The sequence below is a fragment of the Myxococcus sp. CA040A genome (assembly GCF_013336725.1).
GTDB classification, from domain to species: Bacteria; Myxococcota; Myxococcia; order Myxococcales; family Myxococcaceae; genus Myxococcus; species Myxococcus llanfairpwllgwyngyllgogerychwyrndrobwllllantysiliogogogochensis.
The window spans coordinates 744823-760120 of sequence record NZ_JABUMR010000007.1 but is presented as its reverse complement, the minus strand read 5'-3'; the positions used below and the strand labels follow the sequence as shown (position 1 = coordinate 760120).

Here is a 15298-nt window from a genome sequence, read left to right as displayed (position 1 = left end):
AGACTCGCCGTGCCCTCGCGCAACTCGGCGGGCGCATCGTGCTCCACTTCCTTCCGCCTTACTGCCCCGAGGGCAACCGCATCGAGCGGGTATGGCTGGACCTGCACGCCAATGTCACCCGCAATCACCGCTGCCGAACCATGGCCCGGCTCATGGTGCGGGTGCATGCCTACCTCGCTGCTCGCAACGCCCAACGCTCTGCCAGTCCATCCCTGCGCCGAGCCGACCTCAGGCGTGCCGTCTGAGGCCGTTCGAGAATCACGAACTCTGGTTTAGCCTGTGCTTTGGAACTGCCTTGTCTGCGAGAGGAAGTCCCGCAGCCGGGGTGAGGGGGGCAGCAACTGCACGCCGATGCCCGCTGAGACGCCCCAGGTGCGGGCATGCGCGGAGTCGACGTGCCGCACCACTTCGCCCTCACAGGCGAACTCCTCGCCGGCCAGCCGCAGCGTCAGCTCCAGCCGGGTGAAGAGAGGAGGGAAGGGCTCCGAGCAGCTCAGGAAGAGGCCGCCCTTGCCCAGCTCCAGGCCGTGGACGTCCACGCCCTCGGGATGGCGAATCCACACGTCCCAGGACCAGGGCTCGGCGGCCTTGTCTCCATGGGGCAGGGATTCACCGAGCAGCGAGGCGCCGTGTCGTGCCCGGGGCTGGGGCGTGCACAGGGAGTCCGCGGAGTGTTCCGACAGGCAGAGCGCGCAGTGCATGGTCGCCTCGAGCAGACACCAGGAGGTACTGACTCCGCGGGGGCGGAGGGCTCTCCCGTTGCTCTATAAACCGTGCGGACGTCCACGTGCCGACGGCCCCCAGCGCGCCACGCGGGTCCAGGTGCTTGCGATGATGGCTGGCGCACAGACCCGGCGGGACGGCTGCCCCGCACGGGTGGGTGTGCCCGTCTTCAGCCCTTCGCCTTCCCCTTGAACGGCGCCGCGTCGATGCGCACGCCGATGTACGACGGGAAGCGCGGCACGCCGTCGTTGGACAGCTCCTGGTAGCGGAAGGTGATGAGCGTGCCGATGGCCGGAGGTGCTTCGCGCTCGGCGTCCGACAGGCCGGTGCCCACACTGAAGCGCTTGCCGTTGCGCAGCTCCACCTCCAGCGCGCCCAGCCGGCCCTTGTGGCGGCCCGCGCCCGCGACGTGGCCAATGACGACGGCCTCGTCGTCCTTGAAGCTCTTCACCTTCAGCAGCGTGTGCGAGCGACCGACTTCATAGCGGGAGCCCGGCTTGCGCAGCATCAGCCCCTCGCCGCCCAGGCCCTCCACGCGCTCCAGCTCCGAGCGCAGATGCGGAGTCCCCTGACAGCGCTCGTGCGAATGCCACTGCGCATACGCGGGCTTCGCGTCATCCAGCCACTTGCGACAGTGCTCCAGCCGCTGCTCGAACGCGGCGTCGAAGCTCGGCGCGTCGAACACGACGAAGAGCAGCTCCTTCCAGTCCTTGCTCTTGTCCTGCCGGCGCACCACGCTCACCGTGCGCTGGAAGCGCTTGCGCCCACCGAACAGCTCTCCGTCCAGCGGGAAGTCCGGCAGCCCCGCGGTGAACCAGTCCGGCGCGAAGAACTCGTTGCCCAGGCGCGACCAGAAGCGCTTGCCGTCCCAGTACGCGCGCACGCCGTCGAGCTTCTCGCTCATCCACCAGTCCGTGAGGTCCACGTCGTTCTCCCACGGGTGGGCGAGCAACAGCGGCGGGGCCTTCTCGTCGTCCGCCTCGCCCTCGGCATCGCCGGCGGGGGCCTTCGCGCGCGTGGCCTTGACGGGAGGCGTGGAGGTGCCACCGGTGCGGGCGTCCTCGGCGGCGTCACCGCGCACGCGGCGCAGGTGCTTGCAGGTGCGTCGCTCGATGGCGATGGACTGGTTGCGCCACGCGGGGCAGGAGCACGAGTAGACGCCTCCCGTGTTCTTGAGGATGTAGGGCTTGGAACCCGAGCCCTGGACTTCCACCTGCTCGCCGTCCGCGATTTCCGCCAAGTGCCGACCCCTCCGTGCCGCGTCCTTCGCGGCGATGAAGGGAAGAGTACCCCCAAGGTCTGACATCCCCAAGGCGTGCGGAGCCTCGGGGGGCGTGCTCGGACAACCTGTCTCGGCCCACGTCGTGTTCCTCCCAGACGCGCCCGCGTCCTCATGGGACGCGGAGTGGCGCGAACAGGGGGCATTCCCAGACAGTCGCCACTCCGCACCGAGCAATCCCAGTCATTGGTATGTGGTTTGCTGGTGGTTCCTCCAATCGCGCGTCATGGAGGACTGCCCGCATGTACAAACCCTCGCCGCCCACGGTGGTTAACTGCGGCTCGTCCAAATGCCCGTACATGGCACCGGTGAATCCGTCGGCCCAGTGTGTCTTCTGCACGCGCTACTACTGCATGACGCACAAGCCGAAGACGTGCCCCTCCTGCCATGTCTTCATCTGTACCGGTTGCTATAGCCGTTCTCCGCCCCCGTGTTGTGTCTGGGCGAAGAGCCAGTCCTCTCCCTTCTCCTTCCCGTCGTTCTCCGGAGGCTCCTCGTCGTTCTCCGGGGGCTACCCGTCGTTCTCCGGGGGCTACCCGTCGTTCTCCGGGGGCTACCCGTCGTTCTCCGGAGGCCCTCCGTCGTTCTCTGGAGGTCCCCCGTCGTTCTCTGGAGGTCCCCCGTCGTTCTCCGGAGGCTACCCGTCGTTCTCTGGAGGCCCCCCGTCGTTCTCCGGCTACTCCAGCCCGCCGAGCATCACCACCGACTCCATCGAGAATGACATCACGGGGCAGGACCAGTGGCCGACGTTCAGGGACTACAACGAAGGAGACCCCTTCGCCTTCTGGAGCAGCACCGGGTTCCCGGGGCTGAACGTGAAGTTCCTCATTGAAGTGTCGGGGATGCTCTTCGAGGCCCATGTGAAGTGGGAAAACCGTCCGTGGTATTCGGACGAGCCCAAGAGCATGAGCTTGAAGGTGGCGGTCCGGGGCTCGAGGTCGGACATGTGCCGGGAGTCGCTCGCCAACGTCACGAGCGGCTCGCACCGCTATCTCTGGGGTCATCTGCTCGCACGGGCCCGGAAGATGCTCGCCAATCATCGTGCAGGGGAGTTGATGACGGAGTTCGGCCTCACGAACAGAGTGACCACTGCCTTGGTCCGGACGCTCTTGCGCGCCGGGAGGATGAGCGACCTCTTCGCTCTGTACCTCTGCACCTCGCTGCCGTTGACGGCATGGGAGCAGGGGGCCTGGTCCCTGATGCTTGACGTGCTCACGCGCTGACGCTCTTCGCCAACGGTCCGCCAGCAACCCTTTCGCGTCGCCACGAGAGCGTACGCCATCCGCGAGCGTCGCTCCGAGGCGTCACTTCGGGGCGCCTGTGTCGTGGGGCCTCCACCGGTGTCCCGTCCATGCTCGACGCCAGGGCCGCGGCGGCTCGCGCATCAAGCGGAGGGCCGAGTCCCGGCGCATCACTCCCGGGGCTGTGCGTCCACGTCCTCAAGCGCGAGCACCAAGGCGGCTCATACGGTTGCGACTCTTCAAGCCATCGTGGTGCGGTGGGCACTTGCCGAGGATGGGAGTGGCGCTCTGTCGGGAGGCGTCGCAACCTGTCTGGAGGTCCACGATTCGAGGAGGCCGCACCGGATGGTCGTCATCATCATGGGAGTGTCGGGCGCGGGGAAGACGACGGTGGGGCAGGCCCTGGCGCGGAGCCTGGGCTGGCGCTTCCTGGACGCGGATGACCTGCACCCCCGGTCCAACGTGGCGAAGATGGCGGCCGGAGTCCCCCTGACGGACGAGGACCGAGCGCCCTGGCTCGCCGTGGTGCGCGGCCAGCTCCAGGCGGCCATGGAGCGTGACGAGGACCTGGTGCTCGCCTCGTCCGCCCTCAAGCGCGCCTACCGGGACCAACTGGAAGTGGACCCCGCGCGTACGCGGTGGGTGTACCTGAATGCTCCGCGCGAGGTGCTGGCGGGCCGGCTCGCGAAGCGGCATGGGCACTTCATGCCGCCGTCGTTGCTGGACAGCCAGCTCGCCACGCTGGAGGTGCCCACGCAGGCGCTGGAGGTGGATGTCTCGCCGCCCCCTCCGGAGGTGGTGGCTCGCATCCGCGAGGCCCTGAAGCTCTGAGCTTGGAAGGGCCCCGTGCGGGCCACGACTCGGGGTCCGTCTGTCTTTGCCATGTGACATCGGTCCAATAGATAAGTTCCCGGCTTCGCCCGTGCTCGGCCCGGGCTCTTGCGCCCGGAACCGAAGTCGGCGTGGAACGCGGCATGTCAGACCGCTCCTCTAAATAATCATCCGGATGCAGATGCATATCGGGTTGCAAGAGCGCCGTCCCGCATCTCGCGGGGCGCCGTGCCCGACTTCTGGGGGATACATTCCGATGTCGAGACTTCCGGGGATGAAACATGTTTCACGTGGCTGGGCGGGTGTGGTGCTGGGCGTGCTCGTCGGGAGCGCGAGTGGTTGTGGCGGCGAGGTCGACGCCGATGCTTCGAGCGAGGTCATCCGGCAGGAGCGAGCCTTCCCGGGTCGCACGGGTGAAGTGCGCCGAGCGAACTTCCAGGTCGCCGGAGGACCGCGAGCGCTCGCCTACGAGCGCATCGACGGCGAGCGTGTCTTCCAGGGGGACATCCTCCTGCCGCCCGAGGTCCCGGCCAGAGAACTCTCCGCGCTATCGGTGGAGGCGCAGGGCGCGGTGTCCACGCGCGCGATGACGCGCTGGCCGGGCGGCGTGGTGCCCTACACGGTGGACGCGGCCTTGCCGAACATCGGGCGCGTCACGGCGGCCCTGGCTCAGTGGGAGGCCCTCACTCCCATCCGGTTCGTGCCACGCACGACCCAGTCGGACTACGTCACCTTCCGGCCGGGCACGGGCTGCTCGTCACACGTCGGTCGCATCGGAGGGCAGCAGTTCGTGACGCTCGCGCCGGGCTGCACCACGGGGAGCACGCTCCACGAGGTGGGGCACACGCTGGGACTGTGGCACGAGCAGGCGCGCACGGACCGGGACAGGAACGTCGTCATCCACTTCGAGAACATCGAGGCAGGGTATGCCCACGCCTTCGAGACCTTCGCGCAGGAGGGCGCGGCCGGACGCAACCTGGGGCCCTATGGGTTGGACTCCCTGATGCACTACGCGCCGGAGGCCTTCTCCGCGAATGACTCGCCGACCATCACCCGGTTGGACGGCTCGTTCTTCACCGCGAACCGCACCGCGCCGACTCTGGCCGACGCCTGCGCCGTGAAGCGCCTGCATGGCTACGGGCGCCACTCGGACGTGAATGGAGATGGCTACGCGGACCTCGTCGTCGGCGCGCCGGACGAGGACGTGGGCCTGGGGTTGGACCAGGGGGCGGTGAGCGTCGTGCTGGGCTCGGTGACGGGGCTGGGGACCGCGGGCCTGTGGTTGCATCGCGACGTGTCGGGCGTGGAGGACACGGCGGGTTTCGCCGACCACTTCGGCGCCGCGGTGGCGGTGGGTGATTTCAATGGCGACTGCTTCGCGGACGTGGCCGTCGGCGTGCCCGAGGACGACGTGAATGGGATTGTCGATGCGGGTTCGGTCCACGTCTTCCTGGGGTCGGCGCAGGGCGTGGACTTGTCCACGGACAAGGTGCTGCACCAGAACAGCGCGAGCGTGCCCGACAGCGCCGAGGCGTTCGACGGCTTCGGCGCCGTGCTGGCGGTGGGGGACTTCAATGGCGACGGGTATGACGACCTGGCCGTGGGTGTTCCCGCCGAGGACTATGGCTCATCGGCGCTCGACTCCGGGCTGGTGACGGTGTTGTTCGGCTCCGTCTCCGGGCTCACCGGAACGGGCGCGCAGAGCTGGAGTCAGGCGGCGGCGCACGTGCTCGAAGTCACGGAGACGGGAGACCGCTTCGGCTCCGCGCTGGCCGCGGGTGACTTCAACGGAGACGGCTTCGACGAGCTGGCCGTGGGTGTGCCCTCCGAGGACGTGGGCACCGTCGCGAACGTGGGCGCGGTGAACGTGCTGTCCGGCTCCATTGATGGCCTGACGAGCACGGGCAACCAATTGTGGACTCCGGGAAGCGACGGGGTGCCCGGTGTGGCGAGCGAGGGGGTGCTCTTCGGTGCCGCGCTGGCGGCGGGGGACTTCAATGGCGATGGTCGGAGTGAGCTGGCCATCGCGGCTCCGGGTCAGACGGTGGGCTTCATGGCGGGGGCGGGCGCGGTGACGGTGCTGCGCGGCGGAAGCGCGGGGCTCCAGTCCACGGGGGCCCTCGCCTGGAGCCAGGATTCGGCCGGTATCTCGGACGTGGCCGAGCAAGGTGATGCCCTGGGCTCCGCGCTGGTGGCCGAGGACTTCGATGGAGATGGCCATGTGGACCTCGCCATCGGCGTGGCCTCGGAGAGCGTGGGGGCTGTCGTCGGCGCGGGTATCGTGCACGTGTTGCACGGCGCGCCGGGTGGGCTATCCACTGCGCGTGAGCAGCGCTGGTCTCAAGTGGGCTCCACCGTGGAGGAGGGCGCGGAGCTCCAGGATGCGTTCGGCTCCCGGCTGTCCTCGGGGGACTATGACGGGGATGGCTTCGTGGACCTGGCGGTGGGCGTGCCGTACGAGGACGTGGGGAGCGCGACCGACTCGGGCGCGGTGCAGGTGCTGTACAGCGCGGGTGTCACGGGCCTGTCGCGCGTGGGCGAGCAGCTCTGGTCCCAGGCGCCGTCGGAGCAGACGGACTCGGTGGAGACGGGAGACCGCTTCGGCGAGGGACTCTAGGCCTTCCGGCGCAGGGGCTTTCTCCGTGCCCCCTTGGACTGGTTCTCCCCGGAGGACAGCCGCTCGGGGATGCGCGCGACCAGGATGTCGATGGCCGCGCGCACCTTCGACGGCAGGTGCTTGTTCTGGGGCCACACGGCGAAGATTTCATTGCCGTGGCGGCCCTCCGTCTCCAGCAGCGTCACGAGCTCGCCCTTGTGCACCCGCTCGGCGACGAGCCAGCACGGAAGCCACGCGAGCCCGGCGCCCTGGACGGCGGCATCGGCGATGGCCTCCAGGTCATCGAAGCGCAGGCTGCCCTGGACGGGGATGACCCGCTCTCCGCCCTGGCCGTCCGGAAAACGCCAGGGCTTGCTGATGCCCTGTCGCCCGTAATTGATGGCCTCGTGGTTCGCGAGGTCCGCGAGCGTCTTCGGTCGGCCATGCCGGGCGACGTAGCGAGGCGAGGCGCAGACCACCATCATCTGCGCGCCGAGTCTGCGCGCGGTGAGGCCCGCGTGGTCCGCGAGGGGCGCGACGCGGATGGCCAGGTCGAAGCCCTCCTCGATGAGGTCCACCACGCGGTCGCTGAAGCACAGCTCCAGCTCGAGGCCTGGATGCTGGCGCGTCAGCTCCCAGAGCAGGGGCGCGGCGCAGTGCCGACCGAACAGCACGGACGCGGCCACGCGCAGGCGGCCCGTGGGTGCGCGGCGGCCGGAGTCCAGCGCGGCCTCCGCCGCTTCCAGCTCCGCCAGCGCGCGGACACAGCGCTCGTAGAAGACCTGTCCGTCCTCGGTGAGGCTCTGCCTGCGCGTGGTGCGCTGGAACAGGCGGGTGCCCAGTCGCTCCTCCAGCCGGGCGATGCTCTTTCCGACGGCGGAGCGGGACAGGCCCAGCCGCTCGGCCGCGAGCGCGAAGCCACCAGCCTCGGCGGCCTGGACGAAGGTGAGCACTCCACTGAGTCGGTCCGTCACGGTGTGGTTCCCATTGGTGAATTCCTGTCCCCAGTGAGGCGCCGAAGTCTCGTCACTGGCGACGTCTTCGCGTCCGTATATCCCCCACGCCTCTCGATGGCACGGCAACGGAGCGAAACGATGGATGGCGTGATGAAGCGGTGGGAGCTGCGGCGGCCTGGCCGCGCGAACCTGGAGCTGGCGAGCGTGGCGATTCCCACGCCGGCCGCGGGCGAGGCCCTGGTCCGAGTCTCCGCGGTGTCGCTGAACTACCGCGAGAAGTTGTTCCTCGACGGGGCTGGCTATTCGGATGTGCCGTGGCCCTTCGTGCCCACCTCCGACATGGTCGGCGAGGTGGTGGCCACGGGTGGCGGTGTCACCCGGTTCAAGGTGGGGGAGCGGGTGCTCGCCGCGTTCAACGCGGACTGGGTGGATGGACCCGTGCCGCGCGTGAATGGCTCGGTGCGCAGCCTGGGAGGGAGTCTGCCGGGGGTGTTGTCCGAGTATGTGGCGATGCCGGAGAGCTGGCTTGTCGCCGCGCCCCGGACACTGGATGACGTGCGCGCCAGCACGCTGCCGTGCGCGGGGCTCACCGCGTGGACGGCGCTCGTGGAGCTGGGCGGGGTGCGGCCCGGGCAGACGGTGGTGACCCAGGGCACGGGCGGCGTGTCGCTGTTCGCCGTGCAGCTCGCCTCGGCGCTGGGAGCGCGGGTCATCGTCACGTCGGGGGATGAGGAGAAGCTTGCGCGCGCGAAGAAGCTGGGCGCGGCCCACGGCATCCACCGGCGCCAGACGCCGGACTGGGAGAAGGCGGTGGTGGAGCTGATGGGCGGGCGCGGCGCGGACCACATCCTGGAGATGGTGGGCGGCGACAACCTGGCGCGCTCGGTCAGCGCGCTGGCGCCCGGTGGACGCGTCACGCTCATCGGCGTGCTGGACGGCTTCGACATGCGCTTCCCGGTGGTGCCGTTGTTCCAGACCCAGGGCGTCATCCAGGGCGTGCTGGTGGGGAACCGACGCGGCCTGGAGAACTTCGTGCGCGCGGTGGACGCGCTGCGCCTGGAGCCGGTCGTCGACGCGACGTATGCGCTGCGCGAGTTCCCGAAGGCGCTCGAGCACCTGGACCGGGGGCCCTTCGGCAAGGTGGTGGTGCGCGTCCGCGAGTGAGCGCGAAGGCGAGCGTCCTCCGGCGCGCTACCGGAACGCGGGCCAGGTGAAGGAAGGGGTTCCCGCCCAGCGCTCCACGAGTCGTTCCTCCAGGGCGGCGAGGGTGCGTGAGAGGGCGGGGACCAGGCTCGTGGGCTCGCGCAGGACGCGGGAGCGCGCGAGGTGGCGCAGCAGGGCGGCGCGCTCGGAGTAGCCCGGTGCCCAATCCCTGTCTCGCTCCAGCGCCTTGGGCGACAGCCACTGGAACATGTTCACCGTGCGCGCCGTGGCGACCAGGGCGCGCGCGTGGGTGTACGTGGCGTCCGTCTGGGCCGCCTCGCAGACGGGGGCCAGGGTGATGCGATAGGTGAGGTCCGCGCGAGTGACGAGCTCGTCGGGCAGCGGCACCACGATGAGCCACATGAGCGCGTCGTACAGCGCGTGGCGCATGCCGCAGTACTCGAAGTCGAGCAGGCGCGGGCCGCTGGTGGTGAAGAGGGTGTTGCCCGGGGCCATGTCACCGTGGGTGAGCGCGAGGAAGGGGCCGGGCTCGGCCAGCTCACGCGCCAGTTGCTCCACGTCCTCCTGGGTGCCGGCGGCCACGGTGGTGCCGACGGCGTTCGTCCAGCGATGCAGCCGGTCCGCGTGCTCCACCAGATAGCGCGCGTTGTCGATGCGCACGCGCAGGGGGCGTGGGTTCAGCGCGTGGCGGAGCAGGTCGAAGTCACCTTGCAGGCCCCGGGTGCGCGCGTGGAGCTGGCCCGTGAGTCGGGCCACGGCGAGCAGTCCTCCGGTGGCGGCGCTTGCGTCCACTGAGTTGAAGAGGTCTTCCAGGCTGGGGCCGGTGCCCAGGTCCTGGAGGACGAGGAGGCGGGAGTGGATGTCGCCCGCGATGAGGCCCGGGGCGGTGGTGAGGTTGTGGCGGCCGAGCAGCTCCAGCCCCGCCCACTCGTCCAGGCCGAGCACGGGGTCCGCGTGGAAGTGCTTGAGGATGACGGTGGGCACATCGCCGCCGCGCACGCGGGCGCGCACGACATGGCAGCGGGACTCGGTGCGGAGGACCTGGGGCTCGGCCAGGAGCACGGGTCGTCCCCAGGCGGCGGAGAGGGAGCGTGCGCCGTCGGCGAGCAGTTGCTCCAGGTCCAGGGCGCTCAGGGGAGCCGCTCCACGGTGGCTCCCGCGCGTTCCAACAGTTCGCGGTACCACGTGAAGGCGCGCGCGGTGCGGTCACCCAGGCCCCTGGCGCCCCAGAGGACTGTGAGGGTGCGGCGGGTGTCGGCGTTCGTCTTGGTGCGCTGGGCGTCCTTCACGGCATTGGCGCAGGGGCCCTCGGCGTCGAAGAGGCACAGCAGGCCCGCCAGGTCGATGCTCTGGCCGGAGGCATTGAAGACGTACTGGGAGCCCTCGGGGGCGATGCCCACGCGGAAGGGCGCGGTGGCCCGGTCCAGGTCGACGACGCTGATGGGCAGGCCGCTGTGCAGGGACACGGCGTTGCAGAGGTCCACGGCGGTGTTGATGGAGCCGAGCGTGCCTTCCGTCGCGGCGCGCACCAGGTACTCGGAGGCGGGCTTGCCGCGGCCTGTGGGCTTGTAGCCGCGGTGGCGGAGCATGTCGCGCACGGCGCCTCGCACGGCGTCGTCGCTGGAGAGTGGCGCGGCCGCATCCGATTTCAGCAACGCCACCAGCCACTCCGGCGAGGGCAGCGAGCCCAGCGGTGCGGGGAACGTGGTGGTGAAGGCGAGGGTGTCCAGGGACGGATGCGGTTCGACGGTCAGCACGGCCGGGCACTCTACGCCACACGGCGCGCCCGTGCTGGCGGTGGTGCGCGCAAACGGCCGTGATGCCGCCTACGCCACAGGGCGAGGCGTTGCACGGGAACGGGCGCGAGTTCGCGAGCCTTCCGTGTCGCGACGCCCATGGGGAAGCGGACTGGCGCGGTGCCAGTTTCGCGGTGCGAGTCGTTCCAGACCGCTCGGAGCCGAACCGGTGCGGTGGAAGTGTCGTCCTCGCGCCAGAGTGAAAGGCTCGCTTCGAGTCCGCGAGCAGCCCCGAGGGTGCGTGCTACGGTCGCGCCTTCCGAGCTTGGGTGCCCGCTCGTGTTCCACGATGCGCGGCCAGGAGGAGCAATCGATGGCAGACGCGAACCAGCGGACGATGCGGGCGGCGCGCTTCGATACGGCCACGCGGACGTTGACGGTGACGGAGGTCCCCGTGCCCCAGCCGCGTCCGGGCGAGGTGCGGGTGCGAGTGAAGGCGTGCGGCATCTGCTTGTCGGATGCGCATCTGCTCGACGGCTCGCTCCGCTCTCCGCTGCCCGTGGTGACACCGGGCCATGAGTCCTCGGGTGTCATCGACGAGGTGGGCGTGGGCGTGCCGCGCTGGAAGGAGGGGCAGCGCGTCGCGATGGCCGGTGGCAAGCCCTGCGGTCGCTGCCCGAAGTGCTCCAATGGCCAGCCGCAGGAGTGCCTCGACTTTCAAATCATGGGCTTCCACTACGACGGCGCGTGGGCCGAGTACGTCGTGGTGCCGTACTTCGTGCTGTCCTCGATTCCGGACCACCTGCCCTTCGAACAGGCGGCCATCCTCGCGGACGCGGTGGCCACGCCGTACGCGGGACTGGTGGAGAGCGCGAAGTTGCGGCCCGCGCAGTCGGTGGGCCTGTGGGGCATCGGTGGGCTTGGCGTCCACGCGGTGCAGATTGCCCGGATGATGGGGGCGACGCCCATCATCGCGTTCGACACGAACGAGGCCGCGCGCAACCGCGCGCTGGAGTTCGGCGCGGACGTGGCGTTGGACCCGCGCTCTCCGGACGTGCGTGCGCAGATTCTCCAGCACACGAATGGGCTGGGGTTGGATGTGGCGGTGGACCTGGTGGGCGCGAACTCGGTGCTGGCGCAGGCGGCGTTGAGCCTCGGGCGCTACGGGCGCGCGGTGATGGTGGGCCTGTCGCCGGAGCCCATCCAGTTGGGCGCCGGGGTCAACTTCGGCCTGCGCTCCCAGGCGCTGGTCGGACACCTGGGCTACGAGAAAAAGCACCTGGACCAGCTCGTGACGCTGGTGAGCACCAAGCGTCTGGACGTCTCGCGCTCCGTGACGGCGACGATGCCGCTGGAGGACGTGGCGAAGGGCGTGGAGCGGCTGGTGAAGAAGGAAGGCAATCCCATCCGCCTCGTCATCACGCCCTGAGGCACGGCAGGGGACCAGGCGGCCGGGCACCCAGGACGGTGTATCCGGCTCCCGGTAGCCGAGCGGATCCGCTCACGGCGGAATGGCGCCTGGGGGGCTGACGGGTCCATGTAGGTCTCCCTCCCGGCTCCAGGGCGAACGCCCCCCTGGTGGGCCGCCCCCGGGCATGGGAAGCGGAGGTCGAGGGTTCGGAACAATCCTCCTTCGGCGTCCCCCATGGCATAAGGGCGCCGCGCCCGCCTTCCGGGCACCCCCTACGCACATGATTCGTCTCGACAACATCAGCAAGCAGCACGGCCAGCAGATTCTCTTCATCGAGGCTTCGGCCGCTCTCCACAAGGGGGAGAAGGTCGGCCTCGTCGGGCCCAACGGGGCCGGCAAGACGACGCTGTTCCGGATGATTACCGACCAGGAACACCCCGACGAAGGCCAGGTGGCCGTCGACCGTGGTGTCACCATCGGCTACTTCAACCAGGACGTCGGCGAGATGTCCGGCCGCAGCGCCGTGTCCGAGGTCATGGATGGCGCGGGCCCGGTGAGCACGGTCGCCGCGGAGATGAAGGCGCTCGAAGCGGACATGGCCGACCCGGACAAGGCCGACGACATGGAGAAGCTCGTCGAGCGCTACGGCCTGGTGCAGGCGCGCTTCGAGGAGCTGGGTGGCTACGCGCTGGAGGGCCGCGCGCGGGAGATTCTCGCGGGCCTGGGCTTCAGCGAGGAGATGATGGACGGCGACGTCGGCGCGCTGTCCGGTGGTTGGAAGATGCGCGTGGCGCTGGCGCGCATCCTGCTCATGCGTCCGGACGCGATGCTGCTCGACGAGCCGAGCAACCATCTGGACCTGGAGAGCCTCATCTGGCTGGAGGGATTCCTCAAGGGGTACGAGGGCGCGCTCCTGATGACGTCGCACGACCGCGAGTTCCTCAACCGCATCGTCACCAAGATGGTGGAAATCGACGGCGGCTCGCTGACGACGTACTCGGGCAACTACGACTTCTACGAGCAGCAGCGCGCGCAGAACGAGAAGCAGCAGCAGGCGCAGTACGAGCGCCAGCAGGCCATGCTCGCCAAGGAGCTGAAGTTCATCGAGCGCTTCAAGGCCCGCGCCTCGCACGCCGCGCAGGTGCAGAGCCGCGTGAAGAAGCTGGAGAAGATTGAGAAGGTAGAGCCGCCCAAGCGCCGCACGACGGTGCTGTTCGAGTTCCAGCCGGCGCCGCGCTCGGGCGACGACGTGGTGAACCTGAAGGCGGTGCACAAGGCCTACGGCTCCCGGCGCATCTATGACGGCATGGACTTCCTCGTGCGCCGAGGCGAGCGCTGGTGCGTCATGGGCGTCAACGGCGCGGGCAAGTCCACGCTGTTGAAGCTGGTGGTGGGCTCGACGACGCCGGACACGGGCGCGGTGACGGTGGGTGGCAGCGTGAAGCTGGGGTACTTCGCCCAGCACGCCATGGACCTCCTGAACGGTGAGCGCACGGTGTTCGAGTCACTGGAGGACGCGTTCCCCCGCGCGGGGCAGGGCTCGCTGCGCGCACTGGCCGGGTGCTTCGGCTTCTCCGGTGACGAGGTGGAGAAGAAGTGCCGCGTGCTGTCGGGTGGTGAGAAGGCGCGTCTGGTGATGGCGAAGATGCTCTTCGACCCGCCCAACTTCCTGGTGCTGGACGAGCCCACCAACCATCTGGACATGGCGACGAAGGAGATGCTGATTACAGCGCTGGCCCGCTACGAGGGGACCATGCTCTTCGTCTCGCACGACCGTCACTTCCTGGGCGCGCTGTCCAACCGCGTGCTGGAGCTGACGCCGGACGGCATCCACCAGTACGGCGGTGGCTACACCGAGTACGTGGCTCGCACCGGCCACGAAGCTCCGGGTCTTCGCAGCTGAGGTGACGGCGGGGCCGCCTACTCGAACAGGCGGCTCGCCAGGCGCGCGAGCTTCCGGGCCTTGCCGGTGTACGGCGGGAAGAACAGGTTCGCCAGGGACGTGCGTCCCTGGCGCAGCACCGCGCGCTCGTGGCTGAAGGTCTTGAAGCCCGTCTCGCCGTGGTACGCGCCCAGGCCGCTCGCGCCCACGCCTCCGAAGGGCAGGTTCGGGTTCACGTTGTGCAACACCACCGCGTTGATGCACGTCCCGCCCGCGCTCGTCTCCTGGAGCAGCCGCTCCACCACCGCCTCGTCATGGCTGAAGACGTAGAGCGCCAGCGGCTTGCCGCCCGCGCGCACGTGCGTCACCACCTCGTCGAGCGACTCGAAGCGCAGCACCGGCAACACCGGCCCGAAGATTTCCTCCTCCATCAACGGCGCATCCGGTGCCACGTCCGCGACCACCGTCGGCGCGATGAAGCGCGTCTCCGCGTCCACGCCGCCGCCGACAACCACTCGCGCTCCCGCCGCCACCGTGCGGTCCAGCAACCCGCGCACCCGCGCGAAGGCGCCGTCATCCACCATGCGGCAGAGGTCGGAGCTCGCGCGCCGCGCTTCCTCGGAGCGCCCGTAGAAGCGCTCCAGCGCCGCCTTCAGGGCCGCGAGGAAAGCCTCTTCCTTCGACGCATGAACCCAGACGTGGTCCGGGGCGATGCACGTCTGCCCGCCGTTGAGGAACTTGCCCCAGGCCACCCGCTCCGCCGCGGCTTCGATATCCGCTGACGCATCCACGATGGCCGGCGACTTGCCGCCCAGCTCCAGCGTCACGCTGGCCAGGTGCTTCGCCGCGGCCTCCATCACCCGCCGCCCCACGCGCGGCCCTCCGGTGAAGAAGAAGTGGTCGAACGGCAGCCGCAAGAGCGCCTCGCCCACCTCCGCGCCACCCTCCACCAGCGCCACCTCGTCCTCGGGGAACGTGTCGCGCACCAGCTCCGCCAGGAAGCGCGATGTGTTCGGCGTCTTGTCGCTGGGCTTGCACATGACGGTGTTGCCCGCCGCCACCGCGCCCACCAGCGGCATCAACAGCAGGTTGAATGGGTAGTTCCACGGCGCCATCACCAGCACCACGCCGCGCGCCTCGTGACGCACGTGGCTGGTCGTCCCGGTGAGCACCAGCGGCGTCGTCACCTTGCGCGGCTTCATCCACGCCTTGAGGTGCTTGCGCACGTGCTCCAGCTCCATCAGCACCGGGAGGATTTCCGTCGCCTCCACCTCCGCGGGCGGCTTGCGGAAGTCCGCGTGGATGGCGTCGGCGAGCGCCTGCCTCCGCTCGACGATGAGCGCCTTGAGCTTCTCCAGCTTCGCCAGCCGCTCGCCGGGGCCTCGCCGCGCCACGTCCCAGCGCCGGGCCCGCAGGCGGTCGAACGCCTCCTGCATGCCCCGGGGAATCAGCTCCTCCTCCTGCTTCACCACGCGCATC

General features: G+C 69.6%; 13 protein-coding genes. 7 read left to right on the top strand and 6 right to left on the bottom strand.

Annotated features, from left to right (window positions below):
- Positions 1-245: transposase (locus HUA75_RS33055; protein WP_174488636.1), on the top strand; the 245-nt coding region annotated here is incomplete at its 5' end.
- Between the two features lie 27 nt (positions 246-272).
- Here the strand turns inward: HUA75_RS33055 and HUA75_RS33050 are convergent.
- Both HUA75_RS33050 and HUA75_RS33045 read right to left on the bottom strand, forming a co-directional pair.
- On the bottom strand, positions 273-701 hold the full coding sequence (locus HUA75_RS33050) for a PilZ domain-containing protein (protein WP_141643436.1): 429 nt from the start codon (positions 699-701) through the stop codon (positions 273-275).
- A 191-nt stretch (positions 702-892) separates the two neighbouring features.
- Positions 893-1963, bottom strand: a complete 1071-nt coding sequence (locus HUA75_RS33045) for a DNA ligase (RefSeq protein ID WP_174488635.1) — start codon at positions 1961-1963, stop codon at positions 893-895.
- Between the two features lie 281 nt (positions 1964-2244).
- On the opposite strand from HUA75_RS33045, the gene HUA75_RS33040 reads away from it, so the two are divergent.
- From HUA75_RS33040 to HUA75_RS33030, 3 genes are all read left to right on the top strand, one after another.
- Positions 2245-3225, top strand: a complete 981-nt coding sequence (locus tag HUA75_RS33040) for a hypothetical protein (RefSeq protein WP_141643434.1) — start codon at positions 2245-2247, stop codon at positions 3223-3225.
- Positions 3226-3588: 363 nt separating this feature from the next.
- Positions 3589-4074: a gluconokinase gene (locus HUA75_RS33035; protein ID WP_174488634.1), complete on the top strand. Its 486-nt coding sequence runs from the start codon at positions 3589-3591 to the stop codon at positions 4072-4074.
- 274 nt (positions 4075-4348) lie between these two features.
- Positions 4349-6691, top strand: coding sequence for a M12 family metallopeptidase (locus HUA75_RS33030; RefSeq protein WP_174488633.1), 2343 nt, complete (start codon positions 4349-4351; stop codon positions 6689-6691).
- Here the strand turns inward: HUA75_RS33030 and HUA75_RS33025 are convergent.
- A complete protein-coding gene (locus HUA75_RS33025; protein WP_174465266.1) occupies positions 6688-7644 on the bottom strand; it encodes a LysR family transcriptional regulator in 957 nt (318 codons plus the stop codon). The two genes, HUA75_RS33030 and HUA75_RS33025, sit on opposite strands and share 4 nt — an antisense overlap.
- Positions 7645-7776: 132 nt before the next feature.
- On the opposite strand from HUA75_RS33025, the gene HUA75_RS33020 reads away from it, so the two are divergent.
- Positions 7777-8790 (top strand): NAD(P)-dependent alcohol dehydrogenase, encoded by a 1014-nt coding sequence (locus HUA75_RS33020; RefSeq protein WP_254627868.1) that lies wholly within the window; start codon positions 7777-7779, stop codon positions 8788-8790.
- Between the two features lie 27 nt (positions 8791-8817).
- Here HUA75_RS33020 and HUA75_RS33015 read toward each other — a convergent pair whose 3' ends face one another.
- Positions 8818-9852, bottom strand: coding sequence for a phosphotransferase (locus tag HUA75_RS33015; protein ID WP_174488631.1), 1035 nt, complete (start codon positions 9850-9852; stop codon positions 8818-8820).
- A gap of 68 nt (positions 9853-9920) precedes the next feature.
- Complete coding sequence (locus tag HUA75_RS33010; RefSeq protein ID WP_174488630.1) at positions 9921-10547, bottom strand: phenylalanine--tRNA ligase beta subunit-related protein; 627 nt, start codon at positions 10545-10547, stop codon at positions 9921-9923.
- 352 nt (positions 10548-10899) lie between these two features.
- Here HUA75_RS33010 and HUA75_RS33005 point away from each other — a divergent pair, with 352 nt between their 5' ends.
- Positions 10900-11955, top strand: a complete 1056-nt coding sequence (locus HUA75_RS33005; protein WP_141643427.1) for a zinc-binding dehydrogenase — start codon at positions 10900-10902, stop codon at positions 11953-11955.
- 262 nt (positions 11956-12217) lie between these two features.
- On the top strand, positions 12218-13840 hold the full coding sequence (locus HUA75_RS33000; protein WP_141643426.1) for an ABC-F family ATP-binding cassette domain-containing protein: 1623 nt from the start codon (positions 12218-12220) through the stop codon (positions 13838-13840).
- A 17-nt stretch (positions 13841-13857) separates the two neighbouring features.
- Here the strand turns inward: HUA75_RS33000 and HUA75_RS32995 are convergent, their stop codons facing one another.
- A complete protein-coding gene (locus tag HUA75_RS32995) occupies positions 13858-15297 on the bottom strand; it encodes an aldehyde dehydrogenase family protein (protein ID WP_174459983.1) in 1440 nt (479 codons plus the stop codon).
- Position 15298: the final 1 nt, after the last annotated feature.

Excerpts from the sequence above, each read along its gene's own strand:
- HUA75_RS33040 (WP_141643434.1), top strand. The coding sequence starts at position 2,245 with ATGTACAAACCCTCGCCGCCCACGGTGGTTAACTGCGGCTCGTCCAAA.
- HUA75_RS33005 (WP_141643427.1), top strand. The coding sequence starts at position 10,900 with ATGGCAGACGCGAACCAGCGGACGATGCGGGCGGCGCGCTTCGATACG.
- HUA75_RS33035 (WP_174488634.1), top strand. The coding sequence starts at position 3,589 with ATGGTCGTCATCATCATGGGAGTGTCGGGCGCGGGGAAGACGACGGTG.
- HUA75_RS33000 (WP_141643426.1), top strand. The coding sequence starts at position 12,218 with ATGATTCGTCTCGACAACATCAGCAAGCAGCACGGCCAGCAGATTCTC.
- HUA75_RS33050 (WP_141643436.1), bottom strand. The coding sequence starts at position 701 with ATGCACTGCGCGCTCTGCCTGTCGGAACACTCCGCGGACTCCCTGTGC.
- HUA75_RS33030 (WP_174488633.1), top strand. The coding sequence starts at position 4,349 with ATGAAACATGTTTCACGTGGCTGGGCGGGTGTGGTGCTGGGCGTGCTC.
- HUA75_RS33020 (WP_254627868.1), top strand. The coding sequence starts at position 7,777 with ATGAAGCGGTGGGAGCTGCGGCGGCCTGGCCGCGCGAACCTGGAGCTG.
- HUA75_RS32995 (WP_174459983.1), bottom strand. The coding sequence starts at position 15,297 with ATGCGCGTGGTGAAGCAGGAGGAGGAGCTGATTCCCCGGGGCATGCAG.